The 19,957-nt window shown below is 59.5% G+C and carries 15 protein-coding genes and 5 pseudogenes; 11 read left to right on the top strand and 9 right to left on the bottom strand.

Annotated elements, in window-relative coordinates; genetic code table 11:
* Positions 1-43: 43 nt before the first annotated feature.
* Genes GKR99_13265 through GKR99_13255 form a run of 3 tightly spaced genes read right to left on the bottom strand, consistent with a single transcriptional unit; the run spans position 44 to position 2,365 of the window.
* Positions 44-415 carry a DUF861 domain-containing protein gene (locus tag GKR99_13265; GenBank protein NKB28464.1) on the bottom strand — a complete coding sequence of 124 codons (372 nt, stop codon included), beginning with the start codon at positions 413-415 and terminating at the stop codon, positions 44-46.
* A gap of 9 nt (positions 416-424) precedes the next feature.
* Positions 425-1,588: a M24 family metallopeptidase gene (locus tag GKR99_13260; protein NKB28463.1), complete on the bottom strand. Its 1,164-nt coding sequence runs from the start codon at positions 1,586-1,588 to the stop codon at positions 425-427.
* Between the two features lie 24 nt (positions 1,589-1,612).
* On the bottom strand, positions 1,613-2,365 hold the full coding sequence (locus tag GKR99_13255) for a UTRA domain-containing protein (GenBank protein ID NKB28462.1): 753 nt from the start codon (positions 2,363-2,365) through the stop codon (positions 1,613-1,615).
* Between the two features lie 86 nt (positions 2,366-2,451).
* On the opposite strand from GKR99_13255, the gene GKR99_13250 reads away from it, so the two are divergent.
* The 5 genes from GKR99_13250 to GKR99_13230 all read left to right on the top strand — a co-directional run bounded on the left by GKR99_13250 (position 2,452) and on the right by GKR99_13230 (position 10,505).
* Positions 2,452-3,312 carry a phytanoyl-CoA dioxygenase family protein gene (locus GKR99_13250; GenBank protein NKB28461.1) on the top strand — a complete coding sequence of 287 codons (861 nt, stop codon included), beginning with the start codon at positions 2,452-2,454 and terminating at the stop codon, positions 3,310-3,312.
* A 3-nt stretch (positions 3,313-3,315) separates the two neighbouring features.
* The gene (locus tag GKR99_13245; GenBank protein ID NKB28460.1) at positions 3,316-4,116 is read left to right on the top strand and encodes an Asp/Glu racemase; all 801 of its coding nucleotides are present in this window, start codon (positions 3,316-3,318) and stop codon (positions 4,114-4,116) included.
* A 16-nt stretch (positions 4,117-4,132) separates the two neighbouring features.
* Entirely contained in the window at positions 4,133-6,577 is a 2,445-nt protein-coding gene (locus tag GKR99_13240; protein NKB28459.1) for an FAD-dependent oxidoreductase, read from the top strand.
* A gap of 131 nt (positions 6,578-6,708) precedes the next feature.
* Complete coding sequence (locus tag GKR99_13235) at positions 6,709-8,181, top strand: pyridoxal-phosphate dependent enzyme (protein NKB28458.1); 1,473 nt, start codon at positions 6,709-6,711, stop codon at positions 8,179-8,181.
* A 23-nt stretch (positions 8,182-8,204) separates the two neighbouring features.
* Positions 8,205-10,505: a molybdopterin-dependent oxidoreductase gene (locus tag GKR99_13230; GenBank protein ID NKB28457.1), complete on the top strand. Its 2,301-nt coding sequence runs from the start codon at positions 8,205-8,207 to the stop codon at positions 10,503-10,505.
* 64 nt (positions 10,506-10,569) lie between these two features.
* Here the strand turns inward: GKR99_13230 and GKR99_13225 are convergent, their stop codons facing one another.
* Positions 10,570-11,481: an IS481 family transposase gene (locus tag GKR99_13225; protein NKB28456.1), complete on the bottom strand. Its 912-nt coding sequence runs from the start codon at positions 11,479-11,481 to the stop codon at positions 10,570-10,572.
* 443 nt (positions 11,482-11,924) lie between these two features.
* Here GKR99_13225 and GKR99_13220 point away from each other — a divergent pair, with 443 nt between their 5' ends.
* Complete coding sequence (locus GKR99_13220; GenBank protein NKB28455.1) at positions 11,925-12,749, top strand: Rieske 2Fe-2S domain-containing protein; 825 nt, start codon at positions 11,925-11,927, stop codon at positions 12,747-12,749.
* Positions 12,750-12,842: 93 nt separating this feature from the next.
* Positions 12,843-13,754: pseudogene (locus GKR99_13215) on the top strand (glutamate synthase).
* A gap of 65 nt (positions 13,755-13,819) precedes the next feature.
* Here the strand turns inward: GKR99_13215 and GKR99_13210 are convergent.
* The 5 genes and pseudogenes from GKR99_13210 to GKR99_13190 form a co-directional block, all read right to left on the bottom strand.
* A pseudogene (locus GKR99_13210) lies at positions 13,820-14,039 on the bottom strand (carbohydrate ABC transporter permease).
* Positions 14,039-14,635 (bottom strand): annotated as a pseudogene (locus GKR99_13205) (sugar ABC transporter permease). Before GKR99_13205 ends, GKR99_13210 begins: the two co-directional pseudogenes overlap by 1 nt.
* A 57-nt stretch (positions 14,636-14,692) precedes the next feature.
* Positions 14,693-15,904: pseudogene (locus GKR99_13200) on the bottom strand (extracellular solute-binding protein).
* A gap of 18 nt (positions 15,905-15,922) precedes the next feature.
* Entirely contained in the window at positions 15,923-16,138 is a 216-nt protein-coding gene (locus tag GKR99_13195; GenBank protein ID NKB28454.1) for a hypothetical protein, read from the bottom strand.
* A 366-nt stretch (positions 16,139-16,504) separates the two neighbouring features.
* Positions 16,505-17,463 (bottom strand): IS630 family transposase gene (locus GKR99_13190; protein ID NKB28453.1). Its coding sequence is split into 2 segments (ribosomal slippage): positions 16,505-17,119 and positions 17,122-17,463, totalling 957 coding nucleotides; the frame shifts between segments, so codons are not numbered across the junction.
* A gap of 333 nt (positions 17,464-17,796) precedes the next feature.
* Between GKR99_13190 and GKR99_13185 the strand changes: the two genes are divergently transcribed.
* From GKR99_13185 to GKR99_13170, 4 genes and pseudogenes are all read left to right on the top strand, one after another.
* Positions 17,797-18,366 carry a cupin domain-containing protein gene (locus GKR99_13185; protein ID NKB28452.1) on the top strand — a complete coding sequence of 190 codons (570 nt, stop codon included), beginning with the start codon at positions 17,797-17,799 and terminating at the stop codon, positions 18,364-18,366.
* Positions 18,367-18,370: 4 nt separating this feature from the next.
* Positions 18,371-18,948, top strand: a pseudogene (locus GKR99_13180) (LysE family translocator).
* Positions 18,945-19,325: a GFA family protein gene (locus tag GKR99_13175; GenBank protein NKB28451.1), complete on the top strand. Its 381-nt coding sequence runs from the start codon at positions 18,945-18,947 to the stop codon at positions 19,323-19,325. The pseudogene GKR99_13180 and the gene GKR99_13175 overlap by 4 nt, the downstream one beginning before the upstream one ends.
* Positions 19,325-19,951: a LysE family translocator gene (locus tag GKR99_13170; protein NKB28450.1), complete on the top strand. Its 627-nt coding sequence runs from the start codon at positions 19,325-19,327 to the stop codon at positions 19,949-19,951. The genes GKR99_13175 and GKR99_13170 overlap by 1 nt, the downstream gene beginning before the upstream one ends.
* The last annotated feature ends 6 nt before the right edge of the window (positions 19,952-19,957 follow it).

Here is a 19,957-nt window from a genome sequence, read left to right as displayed (position 1 = left end):
ATTCAAATAAATTCAGCAATATCCGCAAAGTCCCAGACACCAGTTAATACCCGTCTGCCTTGTGGCCGAAGAAGACTTTGGTCACATCCTCGGATACGTCCCAGGTGACCCGGCTGCCGTCCTGCACGAATAGCGTGTCGCCCGGGCCAAGATCGCGGATCGCGCCGTCATCGTGGCGGATGATACGGCAGCGCCCGGAAAGGACAGTCATCAATTCGTCGCCCTGTTCGGTGCAGTCAACCGCGCCTTCGGTGCAGCGCCAGATGCCAAAGCGGGTGGTGTGCCCCGGCCCGCCCTGATCAATCCGGCCATAGGTCTTGGGCGCGCCCCGCGTCACACGATAGTCGCTGGCGGGGTTGTCGAATGGCCAGAACTCTAACTTGCCGACGTCGTCTCCGGGTTGGTACTTGTGCATGTCACCTCCTCAGATAATCGGTAGTTCGGGCGCGGCGCGCACGGTCAGCAGGCGACCGCCCTGGGGTGTTACGACGATGTCTTCCTCGTGCACCATCATCAGCCCGTCGCCGTAAGATAACGAAGGCTCAAGCGTCAGGACCATATTGTCCTTCAACTCGGTCGTATCGAAAGCAGCATGGGACGGCTGCTCGGTCAGTTGCATGCCCAGCCCGTGACCCAAGCGCCCGATATCGCCGCCGCTGTCGTCCATTTCGGCGATAACGGTGGACATGGCGCGGAACAGATCGCGGCAGGTATTGCCGGGGCGTGCAGCGGCGATACCCGCCTCGGTCGCCCGCCAAAGCACATCATAGGCCCGCCGCGCCAGATCGTCGCCCGCGCCAATCGCCCAGTTGCGGTCGAAGTCGCAGAAATAACCATCCCATGTGCAGCCGGTGTCGATCATCAGAACGTCGCCCCTGACCAACTTTCGACCTGAGGGGGGAGAGATCACATCAGAGTAACCGCCCGGCGCCGCCCCGCCCACAACATAGGGCGCATCGTCAGCACCTTGCGCCAAAGCCTCGCGGCGGAACTGGCGGAATGCCTCGTCCAGCGCCATGCCTTCGGTGACAATCCTGGGCACCCGCGCAAAAGCCGCCGATCCGATGGCGCAGATATGGGACAGTTTTGCGATCTCGGCTTCGGATTTGACCATCCGGAGGCCCTGAACCAGCCCCGTGGCATCGCCAATTTGCAATCCCGGCAGCGCCGTCATCAACCGCTCCCAATCGCCCAGTGGCATGCGCAAGGCGCTTTCGTGCCCTTTCATCAGACCGATGGTGTCGCCCCGCGCGGCGAAGGGCGACAGAAGATCGGTCAACAGGCTGATTCCATCGTCCTGCGGGGCGGGTGCGCTCCAGGTGCGGATGTCGTCCAGCCATGTCTGGCGCATCAGCTCGGCCCCGATTTCGGGGATCACGGCGATGGGCTTGCCGCTGGCCGGGACGAACAGAAACCAGGGCCGAGTCGGGCTTTGCCAGAAAAGCGTATGAAACCCGCTGAAATACCGCACATCCGGTTCGTTCATCAGCAACAGCCCGGCCAATCCGCCTTGCGCCATCAAGGTTTGCGCCTTTGCTGTGCGCGCTTCGAATTCGGCGTTCGAAAATCCACGTTCCAAGTCAGGCATCCTTTCTTTCAGTGTCGGACCACATCAGGGCATCGCGTTGACGATTGCGCGTGCGGAAAATTCGGCCAACTCGCCACGCCACATCTGGCGGCCGACGCAGAACGGATCGCCGTTCACATCGCGGACCACCTGCTCAAGCTCGATGCCCGCGTGGTTCTGCGGCAGGCCAAGTCTTTCCGCCTCTGCCGCATTCATGCCGCGCATACGGATCGTGATGTCACCGTCGCGGGCACGGGTTTGATAGTGCTGCTCTAACAGCTTCGTTGTCGACTGCCGCAGATCGTGCTGCAACAGATCGGGGCAGCGGCTGGCGATCACATATTCGGTTTCGATGAGGATCGCATGCCCGCCGGTTCGGAACAGCCGCGTGTATTCAAAGAGCTCTTCGCCCTCGGGGATGCCGAGCAATTGCGCCAGCCGTTCGGTCGCCTGGCAGGTGCCTGAGGCGATCACCTCGATCTCTAGGTCCACCCCGGATGATTGGGCATCGGCGGCAAAGCTGACCATGCGGCTGATGTCATAGGTCAGGCGTGGCGGCGAAACGAACCGCCCGCGACGCTGCTCGTTATAGGCAAGCCCTTCAAGTTCCAGGGTTTCCAGCGCCCGCCGAGCCGTCATCCGGCTGACGTCGTGCTGTTCGGCAACAACCCGTTCCGAAGGCAGCGGCGCGTGCTGCGGCAAGCTGCCGCCGACGATGTCCTGACGCAATGCGTCGACGATCTGCCTGAAACGGGGCGTGCTGGATTTCGTCAGGGACAATTTTCGCGGCTCTTCGATAAGTTTTGCTTTGTGTATCACGCTTGCTGGTATAGACCAGAAAAAACGTTGGTATATACCAACCCGAAAAGACGAGGGGGACGGCCATGGCGCAACTGACAAAAGATCAGAACGATCAGTTCTGGCGCGATGGTGTTCTTGTGGTTGAAGACGCGGTAACAGCCGATCAGCTTGGCGCGCTGCGTCAGGTGTTCGCCAGTTGGGTCGAAGAAAGCCGCGCCCATGCTGCCGATTATGGCGAAACCCTCGACGGTCGCCCCCGGTTCGACCTGCAACCGGGCCACAGTGCCGAGGTTCCGGGCCTCCGCCGTGTGCAGTCACCCGAAGAAGTGTCCGAGGTCTATGCCGATGCGATGCGCAACGCCCGCACCGTCGATCTGTGTGCCGAGCTGATCGGGCCGGGGCTTCGGTTTCATCACGGCAAGGTCAACTCCAAACTTCCCGGCACCGCGACCAAGGTCAAATGGCATCAGGACTTCCCGTTTGAGCCGATGACAAACGACGACATGATCACCTGCCTTTTGTTCATCGATGACGTCACGCTTGAAAACGGCCCGTTAGAGGTCATCCCCGGTTCTCATAAAGGCCCAATCCATTCCCACTGGCATGGCGGCGTCTTCACCGGTGCGGTGGCCGACGAGGTGATGGAAGGGCGCGAAGATGAGGTCGTCAAATGCACCGGCAAGGCCGGATCGGTCTGCCTGATGCATGCGAACCTGCTGCACGGATCTGCCCCCAACCTTTCGGAGAGCCCGCGCACATTGTACATCACGACCTATTACGCAGAAGATGCGATTGAGCTTAGCCCGAACCATCTGCCCAGCCGCTTCACCCACGAACTGGTGCGCGGCCAAGCGTCGGGGCGGGTGCGGTGTTCGACGTACCAGATGCAATTGCCCGAAGTGCCCAAGGGCACATCGTTTTTTGCACAACAAGAGGCTGGCTGACCGATGCGGGGAGAGAACGAAATGGACGGTGCCCGGATCGAGCGATTGACGTTTTCGGTTGATGATGGCGCCGGCGCGCGGGCCAAGATCGGGCTTCTGGTGCTGGAATCCGATCACACGATGGAATGGGAATTCCGCGCGTTGACCGATCTGCCGGGCGTCGCAGTCTATCACGCGCGACTGGCCAATGATGTGACCGTCACGCCCGACACTCTGGCCAGGATGGCTGATGAGATTCCCATCGCCGCCGGCCTGTTGCCCGACTATCTGGGACTGAATGCCATCGGTTACGGGTGCACCTCGGCCTCGACGATCATTGGCGAAAACCGCGTCGCCGAGATCATAGCCGGTGTGCATCCTGGCATCCCCTCGACTAACCCGCTGACCGCGGCCAAGGCCGCACTGGCCGCGCTGGGCGTGAAACGATTGGGGCTTCTCACGCCCTACACGCCCGAGGTGACGACCGCGATGCAGGCGAAATTCATTGCGGCGGGGTTTCCGGTCACGCTGGTTGGCTCGTTCTATGAAAACAGCGACGCGGTCGTCGGGCGGATCGATCAGGCGTCGATTCTTGAGGCAACAAAGGCGGTTGGCCGTTCCGATGATGTGGACGGTGTCTTCGTTTCCTGCACCAGCCTGCGCGCATCGGGCATCATTGCCGAGGCCGAACAGGCCCTTGGCAAACCGGTAACGGCCAGCAACCACGCGCTGGCCTGGCATCTGTTGCGCCTTGCGGGGATCGAGGATGAGATCGCCAGCGCAGGACGGCTGTTTCAGAAAAAACTGGCGCCCGGCGCTGCCTGAACTCAAAGGAACGACAATGGCAAAGGCTCTTCCTGCCAAGGCGCAGGTCGTCATCATTGGCGGCGGCATCCACGGGTGTTCCGTGGCCTATCACCTTGCGCGCGAAGGCTGGTCGGATGTGGTTTTGTTGGAACGCAAGCAGCTGACCTCGGGCACCACATGGCACGCCGCCGGGCTGGTCGGCCAGTTGCAGGGCAGCCATTCTACCACCGCTTTCGCGAAATACGGCGTGGAGTTGTTGCACGATATCGAGGCCGAAACCGGCCAGAACCCCGGTTTTCGGCAATCCGGATCGATCTCCATCGCGGTGAACGAAGAACGGCTGGCAGAACTGCGGCGCAAGGCCGATTTCGCCGCACTCTTCGATGTTGAGGCGCATTATCTTTCCACGCCCGAGATTGCCGAACGCTGGCCCCTGATGAATGCCGAGGGCGTTCTGGGTGGCATCCACATGCCGTCCGACGGGTCCGCCAATCCGATTGACCTGACCCAGGCGCTTGCGAAGGGCGCGCGGATGCACGGGGCCACAATCCGCGAAAACGTGATTGTCGAGCAGGTACTTACCGAGGGTGGCCGCGTCACCGGCGTGTGCACCGATCAGGGCACCATCACCGCCGATTTTGTCGTAAACTGCGGTGGCATGTGGGCGCGAGAGCTGGGTCAGCGAAACGGCGTCGGCGTGCCCTTGCACGCCTGCGAGCATTACTATCTGGTCACCGAACCGATCCCGGATCTTCCCAGCGATCTGCCCGTCCTGCGGTCCTATTGCGACGGCACCTATTGGAAGGAAGACGCCGGAAAACTGCTGTTCGGATTTGCGCATTTTCAGGCGAAGCCCTGGGCCACGGGCGGCATCCCCGAAGCTTTCGAATTCGACAGCCTGCCCTTTGTCGAGGACGACGTGATGGAGGTGCTGGAACTGGCGATGAACCGCGTACCGCTTGACTGCGGTATTCGCACCTTCTTCAACGGGCCGGAAAGCTATTCCTACGACGGGCGTTTCACCCTTGGGGAAGCTCCTGATCTGAAAGGATATTTCGTTCTGGCCGGGGTGAACTCCACGGGCATTCAATCAGGGTCGGGCGCAGGCAAGGCGCTTGCCGATTGGATCATGAAGGGCCATCCGCCGATGGATCTGTCAGAAATGGACCCGGCCCGCTGCGAAGAGTTTCAGGCCCGCGACCCATACCTGCGTGAACGCTGCCCCGAAACGCTGGTGCTGACCTATGCGATGCACTGGCCAAACCGCCAGCGACATACTGCCCGCAACCTGAGGAAATCACCGTTCTACCACGCGATGAAGGCCCACGGGGCCTGCTTTGGTGAGGTTCAGGGCTGGGAGCGTCCGCTGTTCTTCGCCACCGATGGACTGGAGCCGAAGATCGAATACAGCTTTGGTCGCCAGAACTGGTTCGACGCCGCACTGGCCGAACAGAAAGCCGTGCGCGAAGCCGTCGGCATGATCGACTACACCATGCTGGGCAAGCTGATCGTCGAAGGCGCGGATGCCGAAGCTTTCCTGCAGCGCCTGTGTACCAACGATATGGCGCTGGCGCCGGGCCGCGTCGCCTATACGTTGATGCTGAACGAACGGGGCGGCATCGAAAGCGATGTGACCATCGCGCGCCATGGTGCGGACAGTTTCATGGTGATGAGCTCGATCTCGCACACCCGCCGCGACCGCGACTATCTGCGGGGCCATATCCGGCCAGGCGAGGATGTGCGCCTGCGCGACGTCACAGCGTATTACGGCGTTCTGGCCATTGCTGGCCCGAAGTCGCGCGATCTTCTGGCGGCTGTCACCGATATCGACATGTCCAATTCCGCCTTCCCGTTCAATAGCCTGCAACATTTCCACATCGGACACGCGCCTGTCTTTGCGCAACGGCTGTCCTATACCGGCGAACTTGGTTGGGAGGTTTTCGTCACCCCTGATTTTGCCGAGCATGTCTTTGATACCCTTTGCGACGCGGGCCGCAGGTTCGGCCTGAAGCTGGTCGGCGGCGAGGCGTTGAACGCGCTTCGCATCGAAAAAGGTTTTGTCCACTGGGGCCACGAAATGGCCTATTCCGAGGCGCCGCATCAGATGGGTCTGAATTTCACCTGCAAGCCGAATAAGGCCACGCCCTTCATTGGGCGCGACGCCTATCTGGAGCGAAAGGCCGATGGGCGCGGTCCATTCCTGGCCTCGGTCAGACTTCGTGATCCCGGCCCTTTGCTTCACCATAACGAGCCGGTCATGCTAGGCGGCAAGATCGTGGGCTATGTGACCAGCGGTGCTTATTCGGCGACGGCGGGGTGCGCCATCGGCCTCTGCCTGATATCACCGCCGACCGACGCATCGGGCCGTGAAACAGCGCATTCGGGAACCTGGGCCATCCGGATCGAGGGCAAGGACATCGGCGCCGAAGTCGGCCTTACCCCTTTTTATGACCCCAAGAACGCCGCCATGCTCGGGTGATGTAAAAATTCGGGAAACTACGGAACTTGCGATCTTTTTCATCGCATAGCGACCAGTCTTTGCGATCCGGCCTCTTCAAAAGCCACTATTCTTAGCGCAGAAGTGCACGGCTTAACTGAGGGGGGAGCGCCATGACGCCCGGATTGGAAACCGAGATCGTCGATCAGGACGCCTATGACCGCAATGTAGAGCGGTTGCATACGGCAGGCGTCATTCTGCCCCGCATTGCCGAGCTTTCCGACCCGGTGGCCCGCATCACAGGCAAGATGGACGACGTGGGCAGCGCGGACCCGGATGCCGCCGATCCGCGGAACCTGTTCCGCGTCCACTGGCACAACGCCCAGGACCGGAAGGGCCTTGCAGAGGTGCCCGAACACATCGTGCTGGGCGAAAATATTACCGGGGTGAAGGCAAAGATTGTCGTGGCCCTTGGCGATCGCTTCCCGATGATCGACTGCCACAAGGTACTGGCCGCCTATGGCTGTCTTATCCCGCGCCTGATGTCGGGCGTTTTCGATACCACACGTCACCGGGCCGTCTGGCCTTCGACTGGCAACTATTGCCGGGGCGGCGTGGCAATCTCGAACCTTTTGGGCTGCCGGTCGGTCGCTGTTCTGCCCGAGGGTATGAGCCGTGAACGCTTTGATTGGCTAAACCGCTGGCTGTCGGATCCGAACGACATTTATCGGACGCCGGGGACTGAAAGCAACGTCAAGGAAATCTATGATGCCTGTCACACGCTGGCCAAAAGCCCGGAAAACCTGATCCTCAACCAGTTCGCCGAATACGGCAACTATATCATCCACCGCGCGGTGACCGGCCCGGCGATGGAGCGTATTTTCAACCATATGAATGCAGGCGGTAATCTGACGCCCCGCGTCTTCGTTTCGGCCACCGGTTCGGCCGGCACCATCGCGGCGGGGGATCATCTGAAGGCGACGCTGGGCACCCAAATCGGCGCAATAGAAGCGCTTGAATGCCCGACGCTTCTGTACAATGGCTATGGCGAGCACAACATCCAGGGCATCGGCGACAAGCACGTGCCGCTGATCCATAACGTCATGAACACCGACTTCGTGATCGGTGTGTCGGACCGGGCCTCGGACGGGCTGAACATGGTGGCGAACACGACCGCGGGCCGCGACTACCTTGCGAACTATCGCGGGGTGACACAGGAAGAAATCGCGGGCCTTGCGCATTTTGGCCTGTCGTCGCTTACCAATATCACCGGCGCGATCAAATACGCCAAATACATGAACCTTGGGCCGGACGACGTGGTTATGACCGTCGCAACCGATGGCGCCGCCATGTACGAAACGGAATTGCAGATTGCCGAGAAGAAACTCGGTAGCAATGGCCTCGACACGGTGAAGGCCGCCGAAATCTTCGGCCGTTCGGTCCTTGGTGCTTCGACTGATCACATGATCGAACTTACCCGTCGCGACCGCGACCGCATCTTCAACCTTGGTTACTACACCTGGGTCGAACAACAAGGCACGGCACTGGAAGACTTTGATCCCCGCCGGGATCAGTCGTTCTGGGACGGGCTTTTGGACCACGTGCCCGTGTGGGACGGAATGATCGAACGCTTCAACGCCGCCTGACCTAGGTGCCCGATCGCACCCATCTGCCGCTGACGGCGACCCATTGGGGTGTCTACAGGGCCGAAGTGCAAAACGGCCAGTTGACGGCACTACACCCGTTTGAACGTGATCCTGCGCCTTCACCCATCGGGCGGGGCTATCTGGACGCGTTGGATGGCCCGTTGCGGATCAAAACACCGATGGTGCGCAAAGCCTGGCTGGAAAGCGAACGCGGCGAAGGGCAGCAGCGCAGCGGTCAAGACACATTTGTCAGCGTGACATGGGACGACGCCTCGAAACTGGTGGCTGGAGAGTTGGACAGGGTGCGCCGTGACCACGGCAATCAGGCGATCTATGGCGGTTCTTACGGTTGGGCTTCGGCGGGCCGCTTCCACCATGCGCAAAGCCAGCTTCACCGGTTCCTCAACTGCATCGGCGGCTACACCCGGTCGGTCAATTCCTATTCCCTTGCCGCGGGCGAGGTGATCCTGTCCCATGTCCTTGGCGATGCCGCTGCGTTCATCCATGCGCCGCAATCCTGGCAGTGGATTGTGGAACATACCGAACTCTTGGTGGCTTTCGGCGGCATTCCGACACGCAATAGCCAGATCAGCGCCGGCGGCACGGGATACCACAGGACCGAAGAAGGGCTGAGGCAGGCCAAAGAGGCTGGCGTGTCGTTCGTCAACGTCTCTCCCAACCGAAGCGACATGCCGCCTGCGCTGGGCGCTGCGTGGCTGCCCCTCCGCCCCGGAAGCGATGTGGCGTTGATGCTGGGATTGGCGCACGAGATTCACCGCAACGGCTGGCACGATGTTGATTTCCTGAAGCGTTTTACCAGCGGATTTGACCAGTTTGTTGGCTATCTGACGGGCAAGTCGGATGGCATCGCCAAATCAGCGGCCTGGGCCGCAACCCTTTCGGCGGTCCCCGAAGCGGAGATCCAGGCGCTCGCCAAACGAATGGCCCATGGGCGCACGATGATATCTACCAGTTGGTCCCTGACCCGGCAGGAAAACGGCGAGCAGCCGTTTTGGATGGCAACAACGCTCGCCGCCATGCTGGGCCAGATCGGCCTGCCCGGTGGCGGCGTCGCCTTTGGCTATGGCGCGGCAAATTCCATGGGCAGTGAACGCAAGCGCGCCCGATATGCCGCCCTGCCGCAACTGAAAAACCCGATCGACGAATTCATCCCGGTCGCCCGGATTTCTGACATGTTGCTAAACCCGGGCGCCACGTACCGCTTCAATGGCGAAACCCGTCGATACCCCGATATCCGCCTGGTCTATTGGGCCGGAGGCAATCCCTTTCATCACCACCAGGATCTGACCCGCCTGTCGGATGCCTGGCAAAGGCCGGAAACGGTGATCGTTCAGGATTACTGCTGGAATGCGCTGGCCAAACGGGCCGACATTGTTCTTCCCTGCACGACGCCCCTTGAGCGCGACGATATCATGATCACGCCCCGCGATCGCTTTGTCGTCGCGATGAAGGCGGCGATCCCTCCCATCGGAGAGGCCCGTAACGATCACGACATTCTGCGCGCCGTCGCCGCGCAAATGGGCGTTGAAGACAAGTTCACAGGCAAAAAAACCAGTGCCGAGTGGTTGCGATGGCTCTTTGAGGAAAGCCGCGCCCTGGCCAGCGACGCTGGAATTGATTTGCCGGAATATGATCATTTTCTTGAGGCTGGATGGCACGAGACAGAGCTGCCGACCGAGCCAATGGATGCGTTCACCGACTTTCGAAATGATCCGGTCGCGCGCCCGCTCAGGACGCCAAGTGGCAAGATCGAAATCACGTCGACAGTGATTGCCGCCTTTGGCGAAGCAACTGTTTTGCCGCACCCGGCCTGGTACGAACCGACCGAATGGCTAGGGAAAAAGGGGGCAAAACATCCGTTTCATCTGATCTCTTCCCAGCCGGCCGACAAACTTCATTCGCAACTGGATCACGGGCGAACCAGTCGGTCCGCAAAGGCGAATAATCGTGCACCCTTGATGGTAAACCCGGAAGATGCCCGGCGCATGGGCATATCAGATTGGTCCTGTGTCAGGGTATTCAATTCCAGAGGTGCCTGCCTTGCAACCGCAAGATTGTGCCCCGATTTGATGATGGGCGTTGTGCAAATGAGCACCGGCGCCTGGTTGGATTCCATTCTCCAAAGCGATGGCACGCTATTTTGCCGCCACGGGAACCCAAACCTTGTTACGCGTGACGGTGGCACTTCCTCATTGGCGCAGGGGCCGATCGCGCATAGCTGCCTGGTCGCCATTGAGCGATTTGAAGCAAATGACCAAATCGCCGCGTTCGTGCCGCCAGACATCCAATACGGTGATGGCTGAGTGGCACGGGAATCTGAAGACTGAAGCGGGGTAGCATAGATGGACCCGCGGGACACTTATGCTGTTACTGTAGCTTGTCTCTGAGAGCTTCGTAAGGGGTCTGGCCGTTGTGTGCGCCGTGCGGTCTGGCGAAGTTGTAGAACCGTTCCCATTCGTCGAGTTTGACCTCTAAATCGACGTCGCCTTTGTAACTGAGCAGCTGGTAGAACTCCTGCTGATCGGATCGGTGTGAGCGTTCCACTTTTCCATTGAGTTGGGGCGTGCCGCGCTTGATATGGGCGTGCCTGATCCCAAGATCTTCAACATGCCAATGGAATTTGGCCTGGAACTCGTGACCATTATCTGTACGCACTTCCCGAATGCGGAATGGAAACCTTTCAATGATGTGGTCAATGAAGCTGATCGCGTTTGCCTGCGTGTGTTTCTCATAGACCTTGAGGGCTCGAACTCTGGTCGCGTCGTCGATCGCCGTATATTGAAACCGGCGGATCTTTTCGCCGCCTTTTCCTTTGAATGTCAGAAACTTAACATCCACTTGGATATGATGGCCCGGAACCTGTTTCTGATAGCGTTTGGTGTGCAATTTCCGCATCCGCGTGCCTCTGGGAAGTCGGTTGAGACCGTTGCGTTTGAGAATGCGATAAACCCCAGCATCCGAGATTTTGATGCCGTGATAGCGCGCCAAATACCAAACGATCCTAATTGGCCCGAGGTGATACTTGCGGCGTAGATACAGAACTTTCTCGACGATCTCAGCAGGCGTTTGATTGGCGGGGTTTTTCGGAATTGACTTGGCGTTCTTCAAACCGGCCTCACCATGCTTTTGATAGGCAACCCTACATCTATAAAAGCTAGACCTGCCGATCCCAAAATACCGACAGGCTTTACGGGCATGGCCGATCTTCTCGGCGTGTTGGAGCACTCTAAGCTTACGCTGAATGTCGCGTTCTTCGTTCGTCATGAATACTTCCTCCATCCCAAATCAGGGAATTTACAGGAAGTGTCCCGAGAGTCCGTTCATATCTACATCCGAACCGCGAAAATCACATCGCCGATTCCACCGGCGCCAGCCGGAATTTGTTAGTGCATCGTCGGCCTGTGGTCCACTGGAACGATGCTTTCCGGCGCGGGTGGCCGATATGTCCAGTGTCAGAGTTTCCGGAGATCCGAGGTACATATCATCGGCGGCTCTGGATCAAATTCTATCAAAAATAGGCGGTGTCTGGCGTCAGCGTTTGTGGGACCAATAAGTGCAGGAATCGCCGTCTGGATCAGCCGGCTGTATTACGGAACCTCGGCCACGCAACTGACCAGAGGGTTCGCGCGCTTCGCCACCCGAATGGGCGATTGCCCAAAAACGCGGTTGGCGCCATTGTCATCACACTCGTCAGCGGCCCGTACCGAAATAGAGGACACGTCATGAACAAGACCGCAATCTACAAACTATCCGAGCTGGAGGACCGCAAACCTCAATACGCCATTGTTGGTGAGGTCGACCTGGTGGTCGTGCACTTTGATGAAGACATTTCGGTCTTCTATGGGCGTTGCCTGCACCGTGGTGCCTTGATGGCCGATGGATTTGTGCGCGGTCGCAACCTGATCTGTGGCGTCCATTTCTGGGACTATCGCCTCGACAGCGGTGTGTCGGCCTATGCCAATGATGAGGCGTTGCCGAAGTTCAAATCCTGGGTCGACGGAGATGATATTTGCGTGGATGCGGATGAGATCAACGCCTGGGGGCATGACAACCCGCAACCCTATAGCCGCAATGCCTATTTGGGGCTTTATGCTGATCCCAGCCACGGCGCGACCGAAGAACCCTACAATGATCTGATACAGCGCTATGCCAAAAGCGGGCTCAGCAAAACCGGCCATCACGGGGCGGTCGACTCGATGGGCGTGCCGCGCGCTGAGTTGCCCGATTGGGACGACATCCAGCTTTTGACGGCCCAGTTGGCGACGCCGCCGCTGTTGGACGATGATGACGTCGGGACCGACGTTGTAATTGGCCCCAATGCACAGAAACCCTTGCGCCTGAAGATCCCGCTGTTCGTATCCGACATGAGTTTCGGGGCCTTGTCCGAATCCGCCAAAGTCGCGCTGGCCCGGGGGGCTGAATTGGCCGATTGTGTTGAAAAACTCCGAAATCAGAGCGTCGCGGATTTCTTGCGAAAACCTATGAAGCGAAATAGTCGGAAAGCTTTGACCACGAGACAGCGCATGGCTGCGCGTGAGCGCATGTAGGCGATTTGGGCCGACCCCCGCGCCAAAAATTTAGGATCGGGCTGCATGGAAAGAAAAATCATCGTTCAGGCCCTAAAACGGAGTTTTTCAACACAATCGGCCGGAACCGGCATTTGTTCTGGCGAGGGAGGCATGTTGCCCGAAGAGCAGGCCGAGAATAGCCGCTATTTCTACGAACTGGCCTCGGGCCGGTTTGGGTTTAGCTGGGACAAGATGGACAAAGTTCAGGCGTTCCATTTCAAAGGCGGGCAAGGCGCGAAAACCGGAACCGGCGGCCATCTGCCGGGTGCCAAGGTGCAAGGCAAAATCGCCGCCGTTCGTGGATTGGAGCCCGGAACGGCGGCTGTGTCGCCTCCGCGTTTTCCGGACTGGACCGAGGTCAGCCAGATCAAGGAATTCGCCGATGAAGTGCGTGACCGTACTGGTGGTATCCCCGTCGGGTACAAGCTTTCGGCCCAACATATCGAGAAGGACATCGACGCGGCGCTTGCGGTTGGCGTCGACTATATCATCCTTGATGGCCGGGGCGGTGGCACGGGGGCCGCGCCGATCATTTTCCGCGACAATATCTCGGTCCCGACTATTCCAGCATTGGCCCGCGCGCGGCGCCATCTGGACAAGTTGGGGCGCAGAGACGTGACACTCGTCATCACTGGCGGTCTGCGCAAACCGGCGGATTTCATCAAGGCGCTGGCCCTCGGTGCGGATGCAATCGCAGTCTCTAACGCGGCTATGCAGGCGATTGGCTGCCTGGCGATGCGCGCGTGCCACACCAACAATTGCCCGGTTGGAATTGCCACCCAGAAGCCCCATTTGGTAAGCCGTCTGGTTGCAGATAAATCTGCGAAACAGCTTGCCAATTTCTTCGAGGCCTCTGTTGGCTTGATGCAGGTCATGGCGCGGGCGTGCGGGCACGACCACCTGTCAAAGTTCAATCCGGATGATCTGACGACCTGGAAAAAGGATATGTCATCCCTTTCAGGCGTGGCATATGGCGGCTTGTAACCTGATGACGATCACAGATGCAGCAGTTCCGACCCTGAGGTCCCGCGCTGCAGCTGTTGAATCTGCTATCCCTTCACAGCGCCAGCGGTGAGGCCACTTACGATCTGTTTTTGGAAGAACATCACCAGCACAAAAAAGTGGGGCCGTGATTGAGACCGCTGCGGCGACAGCGACGACCTGATCGGTGGTCGTTGTCTCGCGGTTGAACATATTTGCGATGGCCGGAACCATGGGCTGGTTCTGCGAGTCCAGCAAAAGCGACGTGACCAGAAAGTCATTGTATCCCGGTGGTCGCGCCAAGTGCGCTTGAGCAATGGAATCAGCAGCACGACGATCCCCATCATGGTGAGCATGGCACTGGCCGAGGCGCGCCTGATGGAGCGGTTTCCGGCGTCATCTGGCTGCAGGAAATCATAGGTCAGCCATTGCAGTGAAATCACATGCGCCTGGCTGGAAAATCCGACGATCTCTTCGAAGACGCGGTGGGTATCCATCAGGTTTATCAGTGACACAAAAATGATCAGTGGCATCAGGTGCGGAATGACGATGAACTGCACGCGCTGACGGCGGCTGGCGCCGCCAATCAGGGCGGCGGACAGACGGTCCAGTTCCAGAACATTGCGATTGGATTGCAGCCCGACATATTCGGTCCGCGTTACGGGTGAGCCATTGGCGCTGCGCAAAGGTTGGGTTTTCGTTTCCGTGGTGCATTGCTTGGCCCCGAACGGGGCCGGCGTGCAGCTTCCGACCTTGACCGACTCATAGACGGTTTGGGTGACGTGAAATCTTTGCTCGATTACCGAGATCAGCGGAAAGGCGATGAATATCAGCATCATGAAGATCGAAGGCGCTACGAAGGCCGCAAATAGCTTGAACTTCATGGCTTTCTATCCCTTTTGATGTGCCCGGAAGTTACGCATGCGGGCAGTCAGAACCGGTTAGTTTACCAGTCCCTTTTTCTTGGCCGAAACCAGATAGGCAGCCTCGATATCGGCAAGTGCCTCTTCGGCCGTTTTCTCGCCTTTAAGGAAGGCGGGAATGCCGTTGCCAAGTTCCGAGTGCATGATGCCCATGGCCTGGCTGGCCGGATAGAAGACGGCACCACCCTCCATAGTCTCGACCACGCCCTGGGCCGCGTCGCCAGGCACATAGCCATCGACAAGGCAGACTGCCATGTCGTTGTTGGCCTGCACCATCTCGGTGTCGGTCCCTTCCATGGCGATCTTGAACGCGGCCTCGGCGGCTTCGTCGCTGATGTTCTTGGCGATGGCCCAGCCACCCCACCAGTTGGAAGACGCGGGAATGCCGCCATCGACAGGCACCGACGCGCCCGCCATCCCGACCTTGCCGACGACCTGGCTTTCAGCGTCGTCATCCATTGCCGCAGCCCGCGTCGCACAGAGGTTCGCCATAGCGATCTTGCCCTGCTGGAACTGTTGCTGAACATAGGTGGAGTCCGAGATCAGGTATTCGGGATCCACATACGCCGCCAGCGCCTTCATGGTCTCCAACGCTGCCACACCGGTTTCATTGTTGATCGTCGGCATATAGGCGTCGTCGATGAAGTCACCTTTGAAGCCAAGGTACATATTCACGAATTCCTCGGCAACGTTCCAACCCGACTTGAAGGTGCCACCCAAGGGATAGTCGACCACGCCAGCAGCCTTGATCTTTTCAGCCGCGGCCAGAACCTCGTCATAGGGCTTGGGTACGTCAATGCCCAGATCGGCCAGAATGTCTTTTCTGTACATCAAGTGCTGGTTGTTCACCCGCGTGGCGATCGCCATGATCTGGCCGTCATTGGCGACGAACTGATTGCCCCCCAGGGATCCGCCGAATTATTCGACCAGATCGTTCAAGGGGCGCAGCGTGCCGTCGTTCAACAGCGAAACGATGCCGCCATTGGTGACCATCACGATCTGATAAAACGCCGGATCTGCCTTCAGGGCTTCGTTGATCTTGTCTTGGAAGTCCGAATTCAGTTCAGCGGTCACATTGCCGCATTCCTCCATCGCCGCTGCTTCGGCTTTGACGGCGGCAAATGAGTTGCCCAGATAGGACGTCGGGATCGTGTTTTCGAAGGCGCAGCCTGCATGGGCTGCTCCTGCACTCAGCAAAAATGCGGTAAGTGTTCCAGTGATGTGTTTCATGTCTTTCTCCCTTATTGATCAAGCTCCGAACGCGCGGGTCAGTCTTTCCGCGCGCCGGGGCGGCATGTTGTCATCCAGTGTTTTCAGCAAACGGTCGCGCACCAACAGGTAGACGTCGTTGTCCCAGAGGTTGCGCATTTGCAAAGGGTCATCGGCATAGCTGTAAAGCTCACCGGTGCCATCGGGGTATTTGTTGGTGATGTCGCAGCAGGTGCAAATGAAGTCCCTGGTCACGATCGAGGTCAGCGCAATGGTCTTGCCGTTATGTTCTTGTTCCCATTCGCAAATAATGAACTCTCACGCTTCACTTTCGCGAACCGGCAAAACGTTGCCGATGGCTTCATCGACGATCTCGTTCATCACATGGACCATGGCGTTGATCTCGCGCACCTGGTCATTGGTCATGTCCTTTGGGGGCGAAATTATTCGGCATCTCGCTGTTGGGATAAGACGTGCCCTCTCAATCCTCGGACCAATGGGCAGGCTTCGTGTCCCTTGGGGAGTTTTTCAATACCTCGTTTGCCTCTAAGCCCCATGTCGCCTAAATGCTGAATTCTGCTGGCATGAACGCGACCAATCTTTCGCTAAAGCGTTTCGACATTAACCTGAGACATATCCGGCGGCCTTAAAGTAGTTCCAGCATTCTACTGGGTCGTAGAGATCGCAGATTGCTCCGATTGCTTCGAAGACCTGGGTAAAGGACCTGGCCCCGATCCGTCGCAAATGGGCTTTCAGTTTAGAGAAGGCCTGCTCGATGGGATTCAGGTCGGGCGAGTACGGTGGCAGGTAAAGGAACCAGCAGCCGTGATTGCGTAAAGCCTGCGTCGCCTCCTTATTCCGGTGGGTTGCCAGGTTGTCGAGAATGACGACAGTGCCGGGGTTGATCTCGGGGACCAGCACTTCGCGGATGTAGGCCGCGAAGGCGGGGCCATCTATCGCTCCCTTGATGACCCAAGGTGCGATCAGCGCGCCTTGGGTCAGGCCCGCGATCAAGGTTTGGGTTCCCCAGCTTCCGAAGAGCGCATCCATCGTCAGGCGCTTACCGCGCTTGGCTCTGCCGCGTAGGCGCGTGAGGTTTGTCTTCACTGCGGTTTCGTCAATAAAGACAACGCGCTCAGGAAAGGTCGCAATGGCTGGCGAGCGGTATCTGAACCAGTCGGCCCGTTGCTGCCTTACCTTGGCGCGGCGGCGCTCGGTTGCGACCAGCGACTTTTTTTGTACGTGAAGCCGAGCCGGGACAGAAGGTTGGCGATGGAGGAGTGATGCACCCGCACACCCTCTGCATCGGCCAGCGCATTACGCAACTCAAAGAGCGTGATGTCAGGGTCTTGTGCGATCAACTCCTCAAAGAATTCCCGATGCGGAGCCAGCTTTCCCTTGCCGCGCGGCGGTCCCTGCCGGGCAGGTTCCGCATGACCCTTCATCCTCACCTGACGCGCCCACCGCGCGCCTGTGGCAGGCGACAGCTTCAACCGCAACGCCGCCGCGCGCCCGCTCAACCCTTCTTCAATGTATCTCTGAAACCGTATCCGAAGCGCAGATGGCAAAGGTGCTGACATGATCCATCCTCCCAAACAGGATGAATCACAGATCAGGTCTCAAGGGAATCCCTCGCGATTCAGGTTCAAGCCGAAACGCTTTAGGCATCCGGAAAGCAGCCGCGCGGACAGACAAAGACCTGTGGCGCGCCGCTGGAACGCCTGCGATGTTTTCGCATCCACCGGCTGCGAAAACGAATTTGCCGCGGCGGGATAGGCGCAAGCTTTGATACGACGCGTCTGCCCGCTTCTACTTGGTATACTCATCATCCGCCGCGCGACTTTCCCAGTTGCCATGTGGAAAAAACCGTGCAACCATGAAATTCGACGCAAGAATTTCACGAACCGCCTGACATGCACCACGACCCAGCAACCACACGTACCCTTGGCGCAGATATCCGCGCCTTGCGCCGCGCACGTGGTTTGACGCTGACGGATGTGGCCGCCCGGCTTGGCCGTTCGGTTGGTTGGGCCAGTCAGGTTGAACGCGACCTTTCGGCCCCCGGTATCGACGACTTGCGCCAGATTGCAGCGCTGTTCGACGTTCCGCTGTCGACGCTGTTCGGGCAGCCCGAAGCCCCGGCGCATGAGGATGGCTTTATCGTTCGCGCCGGTGCGCGCCGGGCCATCGGCTCGGGCGAGGCGGGTCTGGTCGAAGAGCTGCTTTCCCCCGACCTGACAGATGATTTTGAGGTGGTGCATTCCACCTTCGCACCCGGATCCGCGATCGGCCAACCGGTCGTCCGCGCCACGCAGGAGGTCGGCTATGTCGTCAGCGGCAAGCTGGACCTGACCATCGCCGGGACGTGTCACAATCTTGGCGCCGGAGACAGTTTCCGCATCCGGGGAGAGGCGCATGCCTGGGCAAACCCCTATGACGATCCGGCCGTGGTGATCTGGGTCATCGCCCCGCCGGTGTATTAGCGCGATGTCCTTACAAGCCTGGCTGATATTCGCCGCCTTCTGGGCACTGTTTGTCACCACGCCGGGGCCGAATGCGGTGAACTGCATTGCCAACGGGATGACCTATGGGTTTCGCCGCTCGCTTTGGGGGGTGTAGGGTATTCTGACCCAGGCGCTGCTGTTCCTGGGCTGTTTTTCTGGGTGAAACTGGCCGGGGCCGGGTTTCTGATCTGGCTGGGCATTCGCGGCTGGATGAACGCACGTCGCCCAGTGAACCCGTCGCCGGTGGGCGGGGGCAGGATCTACATGCGGGCGTTTCTGATCGCGGTGTTCAACGCCAAGACCGTTGCCGGTTACCTGGCCGCATTTTCGCAATTCGTGCAGCCGGGTGTGCCGATCTGGACCCAGATGCAGGTGATCGTGCCAACCGCGCTGACCCTGACCGGGCTGAGTTACGTGACCTATACGGCGCTGGGTGCCGGGCTTGGGCGCAGCGCCCTTGGGGTGGTGTTCAACGTCTGGCTGCGCCGGTGCATGGCCGTGTGCTTCATTCTTTACGGTCTGGCGCTGGGCCTGTCGCAACCGAATATGGAGGCTCGCTGATGTTGACCGGGTCATGTTTGTGCGGGGCGACGACTTTTGCCGCTTCTGGCGCGCCCAAAGGGGCGTCGGTCTGCCATTGCACGCAATGCCGCAAGCAATCCGGACATATCTGGGCTTCGGCCCAGGTGGATGCGCAGGCGCTGACGATCGAGGGGCCGGTGAAATGGTTCGCCGCCAGTGCCGAGGCGGTGCGTGGGTTCTGCCCGAATTGCGGGTCATTCCTGTTCTGGAAGGCCCACAGCGAAAGCACCATAAGTTTCGCGCTTGGGGCGATTGACGGGCCAACCGGGTTGCAGTTGGAGCGCCATATCTTCGTTGCCGACAAGGGCGATTACTATGACATCGCTGACGGGCTACCCCAGGTGAGGCGTTCCTGATGCTGTGGGAGGTTCTGACCGGATTCGACCCTGCCGTACTGGCGGCGTTTGTCGTCGCGGGGCTGTTGCTGAACTTCACCCCCGGTGCGGATTTCGTCTTTATCACCGCCAGCGGCATTGCCGGTGGCCCCCGCATTGGCATGGCGGCGGGGATTGGCGTGCTGTGTGGTGTCGTCGTTCATGTCGTTGCCGCCGCCGTCGGGGTGTCGGCCTTTCTGCTTGCGGCGCCTGCGGCCTATGACGTGATCCGCTTCGCAGGCGCTGCCTATCTGCTGTGGCTGGCGGTCCAGATGTGGCGCGCCAGCGGTGATCTGGCCGAAGGGCGCGCTGCGCCCGGCGTGCGCGCGGCGATCCGGCGGGGCTTCATCACCAACGTCCTGAACCCGAAAACCGCCCTGTTCATCTTTGCCTTCATCCCGCAATTCACCGATCCGGCCATCGGCCCGGTCTGGGTACAGATCCTGATCCTTGGCGCGATCTTCACGTTCAACGGCTTCATCTTCGCGATGTGCCTGGGCGCGGCGGCGGGCCTGTTCGCCGACCTTCTGCGAAGCCGCGTGCGCATCCTCAACAAACTCACAGCAATCCTTTTCGGCGGCCTTGCGGCGCGCCTGATCCTTGACTGACGGAGC

The sequence above is a fragment of the Paracoccaceae bacterium genome (genome assembly GCA_012103375.1).
Lineage (GTDB): Bacteria > Pseudomonadota > Alphaproteobacteria > Rhodobacterales > Rhodobacteraceae > WLWX01.
This window is presented reverse-complemented; position numbering and strand designations above follow the sequence as displayed.

Bases quoted from the DNA above. Each gene is read 5' to 3' on its own strand.
- GKR99_13265 (NKB28464.1), bottom strand. From the start codon at position 415: ATGCACAAGTACCAACCCGGAGACGACGTCGGCAAGTTAGAGTTCTGG.
- GKR99_13260 (NKB28463.1), bottom strand. From the start codon at position 1,588: ATGCCTGACTTGGAACGTGGATTTTCGAACGCCGAATTCGAAGCGCGC.
- GKR99_13250 (NKB28461.1), top strand. From the start codon at position 2,452: ATGGCGCAACTGACAAAAGATCAGAACGATCAGTTCTGGCGCGATGGT.
- GKR99_13245 (NKB28460.1), top strand. From the start codon at position 3,316: ATGCGGGGAGAGAACGAAATGGACGGTGCCCGGATCGAGCGATTGACG.
- GKR99_13240 (NKB28459.1), top strand. From the start codon at position 4,133: ATGGCAAAGGCTCTTCCTGCCAAGGCGCAGGTCGTCATCATTGGCGGC.
- GKR99_13235 (NKB28458.1), top strand. From the start codon at position 6,709: ATGACGCCCGGATTGGAAACCGAGATCGTCGATCAGGACGCCTATGAC.
- GKR99_13225 (NKB28456.1), bottom strand. From the start codon at position 11,481: ATGGAGGAAGTATTCATGACGAACGAAGAACGCGACATTCAGCGTAAG.
- GKR99_13220 (NKB28455.1), top strand. From the start codon at position 11,925: ATGAACAAGACCGCAATCTACAAACTATCCGAGCTGGAGGACCGCAAA.
- GKR99_13185 (NKB28452.1), top strand. From the start codon at position 17,797: ATGCACCACGACCCAGCAACCACACGTACCCTTGGCGCAGATATCCGC.
- GKR99_13170 (NKB28450.1), top strand. From the start codon at position 19,325: ATGCTGTGGGAGGTTCTGACCGGATTCGACCCTGCCGTACTGGCGGCG.